This window comes from Acinetobacter sp. YH12023 (genome assembly GCF_013420135.1).
GTDB lineage: Bacteria > Pseudomonadota > Gammaproteobacteria > Pseudomonadales > Moraxellaceae > Acinetobacter > Acinetobacter amyesii.
The window spans coordinates 136,409-152,341 of sequence record NZ_VOYU01000009.1 but is presented as its reverse complement, the minus strand read 5'-3'; the positions used below and the strand labels follow the sequence as shown (position 1 = coordinate 152,341).

Sequence of the window (15,933 nt, the reverse complement as noted above, 5' to 3'; positions counted from 1 at the left end):
CATCAAAAAATCAATTAAAACTGCCAAATCAATCATTTAATATCATTCTAATTGTGTACTTATGTAACTGGGTTCTTCAGTATACTGCGCAAAGAATAATCAGAATGAGAAAGACATGTCAAAATTGATATGGGGAATTGGCAGTTTAGCGGTGCTTTCAGCAGCTGTGGTGGGAGGAAATTTATATGCAGATAAATCTCTTGCCCAATTTTATACACAGAATAATTGGTCAGCAGCTGTACAAGATGTTGATGTAAAGTACAGCAATTATCAAATGGGTTTGATGGGTGGAACGGTCGATTGGGTATTAACCCTGAAAACAGACCCGTGTAAACCCAAAGAAGTGATCGTGTTGAAGGGTACCGATCAGATTCAACGTGGGTTGAAAGGTTATAACATCAACTCGAACTTTAAGATTGTTCAACAACAAAGTACGTCCGAATATGCCAAGCTTTTTGATACGGACTTAACGGCAAAAACTTTGGTCAATTGGATTGGTCAAAGTAAAACAGATCTAAAGATTCCTGCATTTAAAACGACTGCACAAGGTGCAACAGTACAAGCTGATGCAAGCCAATTGCAAATTCGGATCAGTAGTCTACCGGGGCAGGCCACTAAGGTCTCTGAGCTTTCAATCCATTTACCTGTGGTTCGGTTGAGTGAAGGTCCAATGCAAACCTTGGTGCAAAATTTTTCGATGAAGACCAATCAAGGTCTAAATCAGAAAAATCTTGAAAATGGTTTTGTTGAAATTCAAGCGGGTTCTATCAAACGTTTAGATCAAAAGTTCTCAGGCGGTATGCGTGGTATGCAACTGCGTTGGGAGACCGAACTAAATAAACATGATGTGGACTTTGAAGGCTACTTAAAAGCTGATGAGATGGATTTCCCAGGTTCACCCGTCACCAAAGATTTCGCACTGAATTTGGCATTGCATAAAGTTAATCTAGATAAAGTTCGTGCATTTAGTGAACTTTTGCATCAGGTGGAAAATTCATGCGATGCAGTGGGTGAATCAAGTGAAGAAATGATTCAAGCTTTCTTAGCTATCGCAAGCCAAGGTTTTGATTTTGAGTCTAAAGATAACTCGATCAGTATTGGTGGAGGTAAAGCCTCTGCAAATGTCGTGGGGAAAGTCATGCCGGGTCACCATGCTTCAATGGAGTCTTTTATTAAAATGGTGCCGAGCTTACTGGATTTTCAAGCAGACTTAAGTTTTGATAAAAATATGATGACTGCAATCATGAATAACTTTTTGCAATTACAGGGCAAAAGTTTGTCAGGACAGGAAGCCGAAGCCATGTTTGCAGGCTTTGAAACATCAGGGCAAGGCAAGCGCGATGGCAATAACATGGTCATGAGTATGCAATATAAGTTCGGTCAAAAGCTTTTTGGTCAAGCCATACAAAAGAAATAAGCAACCAGTAGTGAGTAGTTAAGTTTAAAAAATATAAAACCGTCATAGATTGGCGGTTTTGTATTTTTGGCTACAGAATTATGATTTTCACTTTATCGGAACACAGTGGCCTAGCCATTGTTGAACAGTTGAAAAGTTGCTAGCGTCAATGGGCAACTAGCCAATCAAAACAACAATAGGAAAGACACGATGTCACACGATTATTTTTTTAGACGGAAACTTGTTCAATCATCCATGCCTAAATGTTCTTGGGTAAAACATAGTCTTATTAGTAGCATTTTTTTAATCGCTGTTCAGTCTATAGCTTTTGCGGGTACTTCAATTTCAGATCAACGCTTGTCGAATGAAACGCAAGGGAAAAAACAGTTTAGTGAAGAAACCTTAGATATTATTGAGAGTGAAGCAGCTAAACCCAAAGAAGAGCAGCAGAAAAATTCAAATCATAAATCTAATCGTAATAATAAGATCATTCAAGAGACCCAGCTCGAAGGCTCAACCATGAGTGATTATTTGCTTCAAAAGAAAAGGGCAGCGGATCAGGTCGGGTTAATACAATCTCCAGAAGTGGCACCGATTAATCGTATTGTGCTGCAAGAGCGACACGAAAATATTCGAGTAACGTATCCAGACGGCGTCGTGGTTGAAATGAAGCACTGACGTGCTTCATTTCATAGATCAGGAATAGCTAAAGTTAAACCTTAGATTTGTGGATGAGTGATTTTCCATGCACGATGAATTTTGCTGTTACGTTTAAAGTCTAGACCAATGGTTTCATTGCTGATTTCTTCAACGTCAAACATTGCCATGATCACATCGTCCATCTCAAAACCACGGTAGTTGTTTGAGAAGTAAAGCGTACCGTCAGTGGTTAAACGGTTCATGGCACGTTTCAGTAAAGACATATGGTCGCGCTGGACATCAAAAGTACCATAGAACTTTTTAGAGTTTGAGAAGGTTGGTGGGTCAATAAAGATCAGGTCATATTGCTCGTGACCTTCTTTTAACCATTCAAAACAATCGCTAGAGAAGAACTGATGTTGTTCATCTGCATGATCTACAGTCAAACCATTCAGTACAAAGTTCTCTTTAGACCAGTTTAGGTATGTATTTGACAAATCGACACTGGTCGTACTTGCTGCACCGCCTAGCGCTGCATGTAAGCTCGCTGTAGAGGTGTAGCTATATAAGTTTAGGAAGTGTTTACCTTTGGCTTCCTTGGCAATACGTAGACGCATTTGACGATGGTCAAGGAACAGACCTGTATCGAGGTAGTCTGTTAGGTTCACCAAAATCTTAGCTTTACCTTCTTGAACGATGAAACGTTTAGACGCAGTACTTTGTTTGGTGTATTGATTTTTACCTTCTTGGCGGGCACGTGTTTTAATGAAAATCGCATCACGACCTAAGCCTGTTACTGCACGAATCGCTTGCAGTGCTAAGTTAAAGCGTTTTTTGGCTTTTTCAGGGTCAATTTTTTTCGGTGGTGCGTATTCTTGTACGTGTAAACGATCACCATATAAATCTACTGCGACATTAAAGTCTGGCAAATCGGCATCATATAAACGTAGGCAGAAAATATTTTCTTTAACTGCCCATTTTTTAAGATTCTGCATGTTTTTTTGCAGACGGTTAGTAAAGTCTTCTGCACCTTCAATTTTTTCAAATTGTTGAGGTTCCCAATGCTCGAGGAAAGGCTTTTGAACTGCTGCAGGTTTGACTGTACCAAAACGGACGTAAATTGGGAGCTTACCATTCATCAAACGCAAAATTTGCGGATCATTAAAGGCAAGGACATCGGCCTGTTCAACTTGTGCTGCAATAATTGCAGCATGCTGATTTGGGAAGTTCTTTTGTAATAATGCCGATAGACCTAAATATAGTGCGCGGTTAGAGGCTTTATCACCTAAACGCTCGCCGTATGGAGGATTAGTGACAACAAAGCTTTTCTTACCTGTTGCTTGGAAATCTGGCCAGTCTGCAAGTGTACGTTCTTCAATCTTAATTTGATCAAGTACAGATTCGAAACCTGCAGCGATAATATTTTGTTTGGTCGCTTTTACCGCTTCCCAGTCTGCATCAAATGCATAGAATTGTGGGAGAGGGTTTTCAAGTGCGGCTTTATGACGTTCAGCCGCTTCGCCTTTGATCGACATCCAAAGTTCATGGTCATGACCATTCCAACCATTAAAACCAAAACGACGAACAAGGCCTGGCGCACGGTCAGTCAAAATCATTAAAGATTCAATGATAAAGGTCCCTGAACCACACATTGGGTCCAAGATAATATCGGGTTGATGTTGTTTAAGTTTTGCTTTCTGTAAGATGGCAGCCGCTAGATTTTCTTTAATCGGCGCATCTGTCATGTAGCGACGGTAGCCGCGTTTATGCAGAGAATCACCTGATAAATCTAAGCAATAAGTATGTTCAGTTTTGCCAGCTAATACATACAACGTAATTTCAGGTTGCTTAATGTCAATGCTTGGACGTTTGCCCACAGCTTCCATAAAGGAATCGACCACACCATCTTTGACACGTAAAGTTGCGAACTGAGAATTGACTTTAATGTCACGTTCGATGTGTAAACGCACGGCAAATGTACTTTGTGGTGCAAAAATAAGTGACCAATCAAAGTTTATTGCACCTTCATAGAGCTCTTCCGCTACATCACGTGCATCATGCGTGAACTCTAATTCATGTGTATGAATCGGGGTGAGTACACGTGAAGCCAAACGTGACCACATGCAAATACGATATGCATCTTCAAGTGTGCCTTTGAATACAAGACGACCCGGGAACTGTTCAATATTTTGAACACCTAAACCTTCAATTTCCTCGCGGAGTAAGGTTTCCAGTCCATCTGCACAGGTAACCCAATATGTAGAAAGACGCGGTTTCGAATTCATGTAAATTTCCAAAGGCAAAAAAGCAATCGCATATTTTAACGTATTTTCGTGGATTTGGGCGGACGATATTGCGCTGAAACGGGAGAAATATCGGTAGATTTGAATGACTTTATCAAATTTATTCTGTGTACATTGTGAGAAATATCACTTAATGGTACAAAAATTGCTATAACACTGATCAAAATTCGATCTTTATAATATTGATATCATTGGGGGTATTTATGACAGGGCTGGCAATCAATAGTCAATCAAACGCATTTTCAATCGCAACCTTAATCTATGCGCGTTTACGTCGTGTGTCAGGTCGGGTTATTGACGCATTATATGTAGTTGAAAATGTCGAATATGCACGCTTTGTTTCTAATTTGGCTTTGGCAACGGCTGATCCTGAATTATCTCGTTTAGTTGCACGTTTATATAGTGAGTTGAATTTGCATGAAGTTGCAGTTTCAGTACCAGAAGAATCAATGGTTAACTCAGTATCGCATGAAACAGCAGAAATTTTAATGAGCGAACCGACTGCGGAAGATATCTATAAAGCACAGGTTGCACATCGTTATATCGGCGCGTTGCGTTAATTCAATCCTGCTGTGAGCAGTAGGTATATTTTTCTTGCTGCGCACAGCCTGATGTATAAACCAACTTCCTTATTTCAAGAGTTCTTGAACTGCGCAGAAGGCGGCTGTTTATAGCTGAACTTTATCTGTTTGAAAGTATTCAATTCAATCAAAAATAAGGGTAGATGAAAGCCCTATTTGAAGGCTTTTCGAAAGGGGAAAGGTGAAGTTTAATTTAAAACGTTTAATTTATCTAATTGAAATGATAGATAGGAATTTGAAAATTCATTTTGAATAACATCATGCGTTTGCATTGAACGTTGAAAACTTCAACTGCCATTTGCCAAGATTCTCTGTATAATGCGTTAACTTAACGATAAGGAATCTCTCATGCACTTGGCGGCATTGCATACACCGAGCCAGATTCAACTCAACCAAGATGGTAACTTAAAACATTTCCTCACCATCGAAGGTCTTTCTAAAGAAACTCTCACAAAAATATTGGACACTGCACAGTCCTTTTTTAATGACCAAAATCAGCTGATTACCAACAACCTTTTAGAAGGCCGTACGGTAATGAACCTGTTTTTTGAAAATTCAACACGTACCCGTACCACTTTTGAAGCGGCAGCAAAACGTCTGTCTGCAAACGTATTGAACATTGATATTGCACGTTCAAGTACATCAAAAGGCGAGACACTGCGTGATACCTTGTGGAATTTAGAAGCGATGGCGACCGACATTTTTGTGGTTCGTCATTCATCGTCAGGCGCGCCGCACTTTATTGCCAAAGATGTTTGTCCGCATGTGGCAATCATCAATGCAGGCGATGGCCGTCATGCGCATCCTACGCAAGCCATGTTGGATATGTTGACGATTCGCCGTGAAACCAAAAAGAATTTTGAAGACATTTCCATTGCCATCATTGGCGATATTAAGCATTCGCGTGTTGCCCGTTCAGATGTCGCTGCATTACAAACATTGGGCTGTAAAGATATTCGTGTCATTGCGCCTAATACTTTGCTGCCTTACGGTTTTGATGATTATGGCGAAGGCATTCGTCTGTTCAACAACATGGAAGCCGGCATTCAAGACTGCGACGTGATTATTACTTTACGTATTCAAAATGAACGTATTGATTCTCCTGCGCTGTCATCTCAAGCCGAATTCTACAAAATGTACGGTTTGAATAAAGAGCGCTTGGCTTTGGCAAAACCTGACTGCATCGTGATGCATCCGGGACCGATGAACCGCGGTGTTGAAATTGACTCGAGTATTGCCGATGGTGCTCAGTCGGTGATTTTACATCAGGTGACCAATGGTATTGCGGTACGTATGGCGGTACTGGCTTTGGCAATGCAAGGTCAGTTGCAAGAAAAAGGTTTAATTGAAGCGATTGCGGTTTAAGGGATAGTCATGAGTATTGTTAAAGTTGAAAATGTACGTGTCTTAGATCCAATCAATCAAACTGACAGCGTACAGACGGTTTATATTGAAAATGGCCGATTGGTTGCCGAAAGCAATGCCGCTGAAACCATTGATGGTCAAGGCAAATGGCTGATGCCAAGTATGGTTGACCTTTGCGCGCGTTTGCGTGAGCCGGGTCAGCAGCAGCACGGCACTTTAAAGTCAGAAGGGAAGGCTGCACGTGCGAATGGTATTCTGCATGTGTTTACGCCGCCAGACTCTAAACCGATTGTGCAAGACAATGGCGCATTGATTCATGGTCTGGTGGAAAAAGCCATGCTGGACGGCGGTATTTATCTGCAGGTGATTGGCGCGCAAACTCAAGGCTTGTTAGGCAAGCAGCCTGCGAATATGGCGGGTTTGAAAAAAGGTGGCTGTACTGCGGTATCGAATGCTAATGCGCCATTTATGGACGATGATGTGGTGATTCGTACCTTAGAATATGCTGCGGGTCTGAACATGACCGTTGTGTTCTATGCCGAAGAACCGCAGATTGCCAAAGATGGCTGTGTGCATGAAGGCTTTGTCGCATCTCGTCAAGGTTTACCGATGATCCCTGCATTGGCGGAAACCGTAGCCATTGCAAAATATTTATTGATGATTGAAGCTACTAAAGTGCGTGCGCACTTTGGTCTGTTGTCATCAGGCGCATCTGTCGAGTTAATTAAACATGCTAAAGCGAAAGGCTTACCGGTGACTTGCGATGTAGCCATGCACCAATTGCATTTAACTGATCAGTTGATCGACGGCTTTAATTCACTTGCGCATGTGCGTCCGCCGCTGCGTTCTGAGCAAGATAGAGACTTGCTCCGCCAAGCAGTGAAAAACGGTGTGATTGATGCAATTTGTACGCATCATGAGCCGCTGAGCAGCTCAGCGAAAATGGCGCCATTTGCTGAAACACAGCCCGGTTTTACTGCATTTGATACCTATGTACCTTTTGGTATTCAACTGATTCAAGAAGGCCTATTAAGCCCACTGGAATGGGTTGAGAAAGTCACACTCGCACCTGCAAAAGTAGCCAATATGCAACAACGTTGGGCAGATGAAGCGGGTTGGGTACTTGTTGATCCAGAGCATGAATGGACCATCAATAAAGACACGATTGTGTCAAATGGTAAGAACACACCATTAATTCAGCACACAGTCAAAGGCAAAGTGCTTCAAGCTTTTTATGCCGTTTAAGCTGAAGCTCGACATGGAAAATGTTGAGTCTTAGCATTTTAATTTGATATCTAAAAGTCAGCTTCGGCTGGCTTTTTTTATGAGGATTGAAATTAATAGATTGAAAATAAAAAAAGAAATTAATGCGCTGACAAGTCCGAACAAATTATTACATTTGATCAAAAAATAAGCATATAAACTAAAGTACACATGAAAATAATGACAACTGCATGGAGTATAAATATGAATATAGATTTATTAGCGCTGATTAAGCAGCACGTCTCCTCGATTGTGCTGGACGGTGATACACAACACTTAAATGAAAAAAATTCAGCCATTAGCCAGTTTATTCCATTCCTGTTAAATATCTTTCGATCCAAACCTGAATTTATTGATGCCTTTCAAAAACAGTTAAACCCTCGTATTAGTGATATATTTTCAGCAAATCCCACATTAAAAGATCAATTTTTGCAACATCTCGGTGGCGGTACGGCCACAACGTCAGAAATAGAGCAAACCTTAAACCACTCTATAGCTCCAACTTTAGGGGCACTTGAAAATGAAGCGGGTTCATCTGATCCCGTCGCAATCACGCATTTACTTGATAATCATGCAGATAGCATTTTGGCGGCACTACCACAATGGGCAGTGCCTTTACTCGCAGGTTTAGGGGTAAACACTGCAGCTGGCCGTACGTTACACCAAGCGCCTGTTGTTGAACCAACACCTGTTATCGTTGAAGAAAAACGCTCGAATTGGTTATTGCCAATTATTGCGCTGCTTATATTATTGGGTCTGATCGCATTTTGGTTTAAGTCTTGTACTAATAAAGAAGAACCAACCACCTCTGCAACAACGGTTGCACAGCCTGCTGCATCTCAGCCAGCACATTTGCAATTTAGCACCGGTACAGATGGGCAGTTAACCAACTGTCAAATTCAAACTGGTGATTCAAATTATCTTGAAATTTTGCAGCAACAAGTCAAACAGATCTTTAACTTTAATACGGGTTGTGGTGCTTCATCTGATGCCAGTTACCATACGCAATTTATTGATCAAGATACCATTCCAACGGTTCTGCAAAAACTTAAAGGTGTGCCAAATACCACTTTAACCTGGACAGAAAATCAGTTATCGATTTTGTCGCAAAATCCTGCGGATGCTCAAAGCCTTGCCAATCAAATTAAGCCTTTAGCAAAAAATATGACGGTATTGGTTCAAGAAGGTGTGAGTGAACAAACTGCAGTAGATAACAGTATTACTGATGCACAAAAAGCATTAGCGAGTATTAACCCTGAACAAGTTCGTGCTCTAGATGTTGCGACTGCGCTGAACTTACAAATTATTAATTTTGCGACAGGTTCATCTGATATTCCTGACGTGAATAAATCGATTTTGGATCAGGCGGCAGCGTTAATGCAGCGCGCAACACAGGTACATCTGACTGTACAAGGTCATACCGATGCTGTGGGTAATGCGGAAGCGAATAAAGCTTTATCGCAAGAGCGTGCACAAGCTGTGGTGGATTACTTGGTGTCGAAAGGCGTTGATCCTGCACAGCTTCAAGCGGTGGGTTATGGTCAAGAAAAACCGGTAGCAGAGAACAGCACCAAAGAAGGTCAATTCAAAAACCGTCGTATTGAGTTTGAAGTTTTAAATACCGAGAATGGTAAAGTACGAGATGTCACCAGCGAAGGCGTAACTGAAAAGACCAATTAAAACCGTACTAAATGAGATGATATATAAAAAATCCCTGCACATGCGGGGATTTTTCTCGTCAAAGCGCTGTAATTTTGAGTAAAATACGCCCGAAGAATAAAATCATAATGGTACTTATACAATGAAAAAAATAGTCATCACGAGCCTCATGTTGTCTGCGGCATTGATATCCGGCTGTGATAATTTTAAAAATAAAAAAGATACTGAAGCCAAAACGGAAGCGCCTGCTTTGGAAGATTGGAGTTGTACTGCACAAGCCAATATTGACCAATTGCAAGATCATTTAAAAAAAGAATATCTCAAAGAATTAAACAAAGAAATACGTCAGTCAGATTATGAAGCCGATCAGCAACTCATGGATCTGATTGTAAAAAATCTAAAATTTAACATTCAAAATGTCACGACTTTAACTGAAGACCCTAATAAAGCCAAAACATTGGAATGTAGCAGTCAATTGTTGGTGGTTTTCCCGAAAGGATTACAAAAGCGTGCTGAAAACGCCTATGCTGAACGACCATGTAACGAAGGCTGTGAAGAACGTGGTAATTATACTTTGAATGATTCACTCGAAGATGGTGAGTCAGGCTTAAGCATGGACAATGATCAGCTTAAAGGGAACTTTAGCTATAGCATCACTAAAACGGACAAAGATGGTTTAAGTTTAAGTGTCCCAAGTCAAAATGACGTAATTGATAGCGTTGTAACAGTGACACGTCATGCGGTGCTATATGCGGCATATAGTGCTCAAAATAAGCGAGACGAAGAATCCTATCAGCAAGGGATGGAGAGTCAATCTCAACAAATGAGCCTTGCACAAAAGGCGATGGATATTCGTAAGAAAGAGCTAGATCAGGATAATGCCAAAGTGGTGGACCGTCTCAATCAGACTTGGGATCGTTTTAGTGATGAACAAAAGGCGCAGTTACAGCAAGATCAAGCAGACTGGTTTGAAAAGCGTGATATCGACTGTAAAGTGCTTGCACAAAAAAGTGTTTATTCATTAAATGAAAGTGAAAAAGAGACTTATCAAAAGCATTCGCAATACTGGGATGATGCGATGAATACGCAAAATCAAGAGTTGCAATATACCAAATGTTTTAATCAGAAAACTACAGAACGAATTGTGTATTTAAATAACGTGTTTAATTGATCTAAAAGAAGAAAAGCCCTCAATTGAGGGCTTTTTTATGAATCTTAGTTTACTGCTTGATGATCAAAACAGGAATTGGGCACTGCGTTAAAATATTTTGTGCTACGCTGCCCAGCATGGCTTTTTTTAAACCTGTGCGTCCATGCGAACCCATGATGATTAAATCCGCAGAGATTTCATCAGCCACTTGTAAAATCCCTTCAGTTGGCGATACACCATGAATCAAACGAGTTTTAACTTCGATACCATCACGTACAAAGGTTTGTTTGATATCTTCTAAACGCAGCTGAGCACTTTTTTCAGCTTGCATAAAATATTCAGTGATTGCAGGTGCAACAGCATAGAAATCGACACCAACGAATGGATCAACAGCAACAACACTGACAATGGTCACTTGTGCATTTTGACTTTTAGCCAAGCTGAGCGCATGTTCAACAGCAGAATATGAAATTGGAGATTCATCCACAGGGACTAAAATTTGTTGATATTGACTCATATCTGCTTCCTTAATATTTTAAATGTTATCAATCTAATCTTGCTCTATTCACGATATTGTATGAATTAGACAAAAGGGTAAGCCTATGGGTGAAGGGTGTGCTGAATAGAAAAAAGCCCACATGATGTGGGCTTAGTCATCTTAAGCTTTTACAACCAACACAGGTAATTCAGTATTACTGAGTACATCTTGTGCGAAGCTGCCGAGTAGCATTTTCTTAAAGCCTTTACGACCATGTGAACCCATCACAATCAAATCGGCTTTGACTTCATTGGCTGCTTCTACCACACCTTCAGCAGAAACTTGGCCTTTAATGATTTTACTTTGTGCTTCTACACCCACTTCAGTTGTAATTTGCACAGCTTCTTTCAAAGCAGATTCAGCATTTGCATAAGCTTGTACGAAATATTCTTTCATGATTGATGAAGAATAATAGAAGTCTGCATCGGTAAATGGGTCTTCAGCAACAAGGCTGATTAAAGTGAGTTGGCTGTTAAACGCCTTGGCAATAATTGCAGCTTTTTTAACTGCAGAAAACGAGATTTCTGAACCATCGACAGGTACTAAAATGTTTTGATATGACATGGAACAATCTCCTGTAATTTTGCTTTTAAACCCTATAGATTATTGATAACACATTGTCGTGCATGGTTCAATTTATTAATCTAAAAAATATTGTAAATTCATAAAATTACATAAATTAATGTCGATAAGTCGTCAAATAAATCTGAGTGGAAAACTCGGACTTTGCTCAAAAAATATTAAAATAAAATCGACTAATTTTCTCGGATTTTGAGCTTAAAAGATCAATTTGAACTTTATAAAAATAAGCCTAAACTATATACAGTTTTAAATCTAAGATTTATAACAGAATTGATGCGATTGGATAGTTAGATATGTCATATAAATTAGGGTTGGTTGCACTCAGTATTTGTGCAGTGTTGCATTTGTCTGGTTGTCAAAACACGCAAAGCAGTACCAAAGTGATTGCAGGCGCATTTAACTTATCGACACAAGTTCAAAAGACATTTATCAACTTACATGCACCTGACAATGTTATTGTGCAGTCAAATATTCAATATCTCCAAAATCCAAATTTAAGCTTGGATATCTATCAACCTGAAACTAGTACGGTTATTGCACCAAGACCAACGATTGTTTGGATCCACGGGGGCGGTTGGGTCTCTGGCTCAAAAGAACATGCAGGTGGATATTTTAAACGGCTCGCAGCCCAAGGTTATAATGTGGTTTCTGTTCAATATCAGTTTGCACCTGAAGCCATTTATCCTGCACAGCTCAACCAAATAGATGCAGCATTGACGTTTTTGAATCTACATGCGGCACAATATGGCATTGATTCGCAAAATATGTATTTGGCTGGGGATTCTGCAGGTGCAAATATGGCCAGTCATTATGCCGCCTTGGTTACGAATCCAAATTTTGCGCAAGCGTCAAAGATTCAACCTGTATTAAAGCCTTCACAGCTTAAAGGGCTGATTTTACATTGTGGTATTTATGATTTAAACAGCTTTGTAAATACTGCACCCGACGAGATTGGCCTGATCGAGTGGGGCGTCTATAACCTGGTTCAGGCGTATACCGGAGACAAAAAAGATGATGCCGAGTTTTTAACGCATATTTCGACGGCCTCAAATATTAATGCAAATTATCCGCCTGTATTTATCAGCGGTGGCAATAAAGATTTTTTAACCAAAACGCAATCTGAGCCTTTTGTAGAAAAATTGCAGGCAAATAATGTACCTGTGACAGCGGTTTTTTATCCAGATTCGAAAGAATTTTTGGTACATGAATATCAATTTATGATGAGTAAAAAGGCCAGCCAGCAGACCTTTGATAGCACTTTAGAATTTTTGCAACAACACACACAGACCGTCAAAAATTAAAAACAGACTTAAAAGGCTTGCAGAATAATCTTTAACTTAATAACATACCTACCAGTTGGTATGTTTGTTTTGGAATGAATAATGAATTCGGTAACATTGGCCTATGGCTTACTGTCATTGGCGATTATCTCAGAAGTAATTGGTTCGACATTTTTGGTGAAGTCAGAAGGGTTTACCAAACTTGCGCCTTCATTGGCTGTCGCAGTTTTATTCTGTTTGGCATTTTATTTATTGTCTCAGGTGATTAAAGTCATACCACTTGGTATTGCTTATGCCATTTGGGCAGGTGTTGGTATTGTTTTAACTGCACTAATTGGCTACTTTATCTTTCGTCAAAGTTTAGACCTCCCAGCCATGTTAGGGATAGGCCTGATTGTTTCAGGTGTGGTCGTGATCAACCTGTTTTCAACTTCAGCTGGACACTAATATGGATAATCCGCATCAGCGCAAGAAAGAGCCTCAACTGATACGCCAAAGTATTTTGCAGCATGCAATCCGTCTTGCTGCAGATAAAGGAGTTAATGGGGTGTCGATTCAAGCCGTTGCGGATTTAGTTGGGGTTACAAAAGGTGGTGTATTTCATCATTTTTCAAATAAGCAAAAGCTCTTAGAGTCCATGATTGTGATGCTTTTGGCTCAATTAGACGAGGTCGTTGACCGTTTAATTGAGGAAGACCCTGAGCCATACGGTCGTTTTACCCGTGCCTATATTGAAATTACCTTAGAAAAACAAATCATGGGTTTGCAACAGTCATGGTCCGCGATTTCGATGACCATGCTGACCGATAAAACTTTTAATGAATATTGGATCGAATGGATGAACTCACGTTTAGAGCGACATCATCAGACCGATTCAAATATAGAACTCAAAATTGTTCGTTATGCAGCTGATGGTATTTGGCTCACCGCTTTTACAGAAGTGGAAGACGAAAGTGAAACCCAATTATTAAAACAAGAACTGATCGCCCGAACGTATCGAGCGAAATAGACAAAAGATCTCTGTTTTGAAATGTGCGCTTAATTTCTTTTATATTTGAAAATAGCATGCACGACTAAACCAAAGACCAAACCCCAAAATGCAGAGCCAATACCAAAAAACTGTACGCCCGATGCACTAAACAAGAAGGTGAGTAGAGCGGCTTCACGTTCGCTAGCTTCTTGGAAAGCAATGACGATGTTGTGTCCAATGGTGCCAAGTAGGGCAATCCCTGCTAAAGCGGTAATAAACACCAGTGGAAAAGCGGTTAAGAAACTCACCAAAGTGGCTGCAAACAGGCCCATCAAAATATAAAAGAAGCCACAGGTCATACCTGCGATATAACGTTTTTTCTCATCGGGGTGGGCTTGGTCATCTAGACTGATGGCGGCACTAATCGCAGCAATATTGACACTAAAACATCCAAATGGCGCGAGTAGCGTTTGGGCTGTACCAGTCCAACCAATCAGTTGATTGACGTGGGGTTGATAACCATAACTTTTAATCATGGCTAAACCCGGTAAATACTGAGAGGCCATATTGATTACAAAGAGTGGTAGCGCCAAACCCAGTATTGCTGAGATCGAAAATTCAGGTGTGACCCAAACCGGCTGTGCGAGTTCTAAATTAAGCGCCGGTAATTGAAAGCCAAGTAATAATGGACAAAGCATAATGCCAATGATTACTGTAATGACAATGCTATAACGTGGTAACAGCCGTTTACTGATGACATAAGCCGCGAGTAAACCCAGAACGAATGCCCATTCATTTTGTAAACTGACAAATAGCTCAATACCAAATTTTAGAAGTACGCCCGCCAACATTGCACTGGTGAGACTTTGCGGGATATAGCGCAGTATTTTTTCAAAAATGCCTAAAAATCCAAGTATTGCTGTCAATAAGCCACAGACCAAGAAAGCACCTAGGGCGGCATTCATGCTGTAACCATTTGCAGTCGCTAAAATCAGTGCCAGTCCTGCAGTGGACCATGAAGTCGCAACGGGATATTTAAATTTCCAAGACAGAATCAGCCCGCTTAAGCCGATACCCAAACCTAGAGCCCAAAACCAAGAGGTTATTTCTGCAGTGTTGGCACCGAGCATTTGTGCAGATTGGATCACCAAAACAGCCGAGACACTGATCCCGACTAAGAACGTAATAAAACCTGCAAAAGCAGCTGGAATGGAAAAGTCTTGGAGTAGTTTTTGCATAATGATCGAGCTATGATTATTGTTGGCGCAGATTTAGGATGTCATTTTTCAGGATGATACTCTCAAGTCCTGTACAGTAAAAGTGCTTAACAAGATGTTAGGGAAATACTTTATTTATTCACAAATGACACTTTAACAAACGGCACTTTAATAGAACGAATCGACAACCTACATTGAGGATGTTTCAACCATTCAAAATTTAAAAGCATTGTAGATTTTTATAATTTAAAAAATTGAACTATGTCTCACATGTCATTTACAACGTAGATGTCGCAAGTTTTAGACTAAATCCACAAAATAGAAGACCAACCGCTGCCACGCAGCATGCCGTAAATTTATAACGATGGCTAAAATAGGTAGCCAGTTTTGCACCGGAAAAGATCAAAATCGTTAAATAGCTCATGCTGATAATTTGCAGCACGATCGCGAGTGCGGTGAAAGTAATCGCAGGATATGGATATGCAGGATCGACGAATTGTACAAAGAACGATAAGTAAAAAAGAATGGCTTTAGGGTTTAAAATACTGATGGTTAATGCAGTCTTAAACGGTTTCAGTTCGCTCAAACTCAGTTGTTGGGTGTCGAGTTGTTCTGGCGTTTGAACGGCATTCCAAGTTTGGTAGGCAGCCTTGAAAAGTTTGATACCTAAATAACTTAAATACAGCGCACCCACAATTTTTAATAATAAGAATAACCAAGGGAAGGCATGAAGTAAGGATGCAGCCCCCAGAGCGGTGAGTAAGATTAAGATCAAATCGCCAGTATAAACGCCAAAAGCACCTAAATAGCCGACCTTAATGCCATAGCGAGAAGCAACAGACATGACATAAAGTGAATTTGGCCCGGGTAAAATCACAATTAATATCGTACCAATAATAAAGGTCGTTAAGTCTGTGATTCCAAACACTGAAGACACTCAAATAAAAAACCGAAGCTGTAGTATACAACTTCGGTTCTGGATGAAACTGA

The 15,933-nt window shown here is 40.3% G+C and carries 15 protein-coding genes; 10 read left to right on the top strand and 5 right to left on the bottom strand.

Annotated features, from left to right (window positions below; translation table 11 throughout):
- Positions 1–115 precede the first annotated feature (115 nt).
- Positions 116–1,417: a DUF945 family protein gene (locus tag FTT92_RS11420; RefSeq protein ID WP_180172166.1), complete on the top strand. Its 1,302-nt coding sequence runs from the start codon at positions 116–118 to the stop codon at positions 1,415–1,417.
- Positions 1,418–1,606: 189 nt separating this feature from the next.
- Positions 1,607–2,074 carry a hypothetical protein gene (locus tag FTT92_RS11415; RefSeq protein WP_180172165.1) on the top strand — a complete coding sequence of 156 codons (468 nt, stop codon included), beginning with the start codon at positions 1,607–1,609 and terminating at the stop codon, positions 2,072–2,074.
- Positions 2,075–2,115: 41 nt separating this feature from the next.
- On the opposite strand, the gene rlmKL is transcribed toward FTT92_RS11415, so the two are convergent.
- Positions 2,116–4,320, bottom strand: a complete 2,205-nt coding sequence (gene rlmKL, locus FTT92_RS11410; RefSeq protein WP_180172164.1) for a bifunctional 23S rRNA (guanine(2069)-N(7))-methyltransferase RlmK/23S rRNA (guanine(2445)-N(2))-methyltransferase RlmL — start codon at positions 4,318–4,320, stop codon at positions 2,116–2,118.
- A gap of 221 nt (positions 4,321–4,541) precedes the next feature.
- On the opposite strand from rlmKL, the gene FTT92_RS11405 reads away from it, so the two are divergent.
- The 5 genes from FTT92_RS11405 to FTT92_RS11385 all read left to right on the top strand — a co-directional run bounded on the left by FTT92_RS11405 (position 4,542) and on the right by FTT92_RS11385 (position 10,377).
- Positions 4,542–4,898 (top strand): hypothetical protein, encoded by a 357-nt coding sequence (locus tag FTT92_RS11405; protein WP_111884255.1) that lies wholly within the window; start codon positions 4,542–4,544, stop codon positions 4,896–4,898.
- A 369-nt stretch (positions 4,899–5,267) separates the two neighbouring features.
- On the top strand, positions 5,268–6,284 hold the full coding sequence (locus FTT92_RS11400) for an aspartate carbamoyltransferase catalytic subunit (protein WP_078188620.1): 1,017 nt from the start codon (positions 5,268–5,270) through the stop codon (positions 6,282–6,284).
- A gap of 9 nt (positions 6,285–6,293) precedes the next feature.
- Positions 6,294–7,529 (top strand): dihydroorotase, encoded by a 1,236-nt coding sequence (locus tag FTT92_RS11395; protein WP_180172163.1) that lies wholly within the window; start codon positions 6,294–6,296, stop codon positions 7,527–7,529.
- A 222-nt stretch (positions 7,530–7,751) separates the two neighbouring features.
- Positions 7,752–9,227, top strand: a complete 1,476-nt coding sequence (locus FTT92_RS11390; protein ID WP_180172162.1) for an OmpA family protein — start codon at positions 7,752–7,754, stop codon at positions 9,225–9,227.
- A gap of 121 nt (positions 9,228–9,348) precedes the next feature.
- Entirely contained in the window at positions 9,349–10,377 is a 1,029-nt protein-coding gene (locus FTT92_RS11385; RefSeq protein ID WP_180172161.1) for a DUF1311 domain-containing protein, read from the top strand.
- A gap of 49 nt (positions 10,378–10,426) precedes the next feature.
- On the opposite strand, the gene FTT92_RS11380 is transcribed toward FTT92_RS11385, so the two are convergent.
- Together FTT92_RS11380 and FTT92_RS11375 are read right to left on the bottom strand one after the other, a co-directional pair.
- On the bottom strand, positions 10,427–10,873 hold the full coding sequence (locus tag FTT92_RS11380; protein WP_078188616.1) for a universal stress protein: 447 nt from the start codon (positions 10,871–10,873) through the stop codon (positions 10,427–10,429).
- Between the two features lie 141 nt (positions 10,874–11,014).
- Complete coding sequence (locus tag FTT92_RS11375) at positions 11,015–11,458, bottom strand: universal stress protein (RefSeq protein ID WP_078191806.1); 444 nt, start codon at positions 11,456–11,458, stop codon at positions 11,015–11,017.
- A gap of 311 nt (positions 11,459–11,769) precedes the next feature.
- Here FTT92_RS11375 and FTT92_RS11370 point away from each other — a divergent pair, with 311 nt between their 5' ends.
- From FTT92_RS11370 to FTT92_RS11360, 3 genes are all read left to right on the top strand, one after another.
- Positions 11,770–12,777: an alpha/beta hydrolase gene (locus FTT92_RS11370; protein ID WP_180172160.1), complete on the top strand. Its 1,008-nt coding sequence runs from the start codon at positions 11,770–11,772 to the stop codon at positions 12,775–12,777.
- Between the two features lie 81 nt (positions 12,778–12,858).
- Positions 12,859–13,203, top strand: a complete 345-nt coding sequence (locus FTT92_RS11365; protein ID WP_078188613.1) for an SMR family transporter — start codon at positions 12,859–12,861, stop codon at positions 13,201–13,203.
- Between the two features lies 1 nt (position 13,204).
- Positions 13,205–13,765 (top strand): TetR/AcrR family transcriptional regulator, encoded by a 561-nt coding sequence (locus tag FTT92_RS11360; RefSeq protein WP_180172159.1) that lies wholly within the window; start codon positions 13,205–13,207, stop codon positions 13,763–13,765.
- Between the two features lie 29 nt (positions 13,766–13,794).
- Here the strand turns inward: FTT92_RS11360 and FTT92_RS11355 are convergent, their stop codons facing one another.
- Together FTT92_RS11355 and leuE are read right to left on the bottom strand one after the other, a co-directional pair.
- Positions 13,795–14,964: a benzoate/H(+) symporter BenE family transporter gene (locus FTT92_RS11355; RefSeq protein WP_180172158.1), complete on the bottom strand. Its 1,170-nt coding sequence runs from the start codon at positions 14,962–14,964 to the stop codon at positions 13,795–13,797.
- A 256-nt stretch (positions 14,965–15,220) separates the two neighbouring features.
- On the bottom strand, positions 15,221–15,871 hold the full coding sequence (leuE, locus tag FTT92_RS11350) for a leucine efflux protein LeuE (protein ID WP_180172157.1): 651 nt from the start codon (positions 15,869–15,871) through the stop codon (positions 15,221–15,223).
- Between the last annotated feature and the right edge of the window lie 62 nt (positions 15,872–15,933).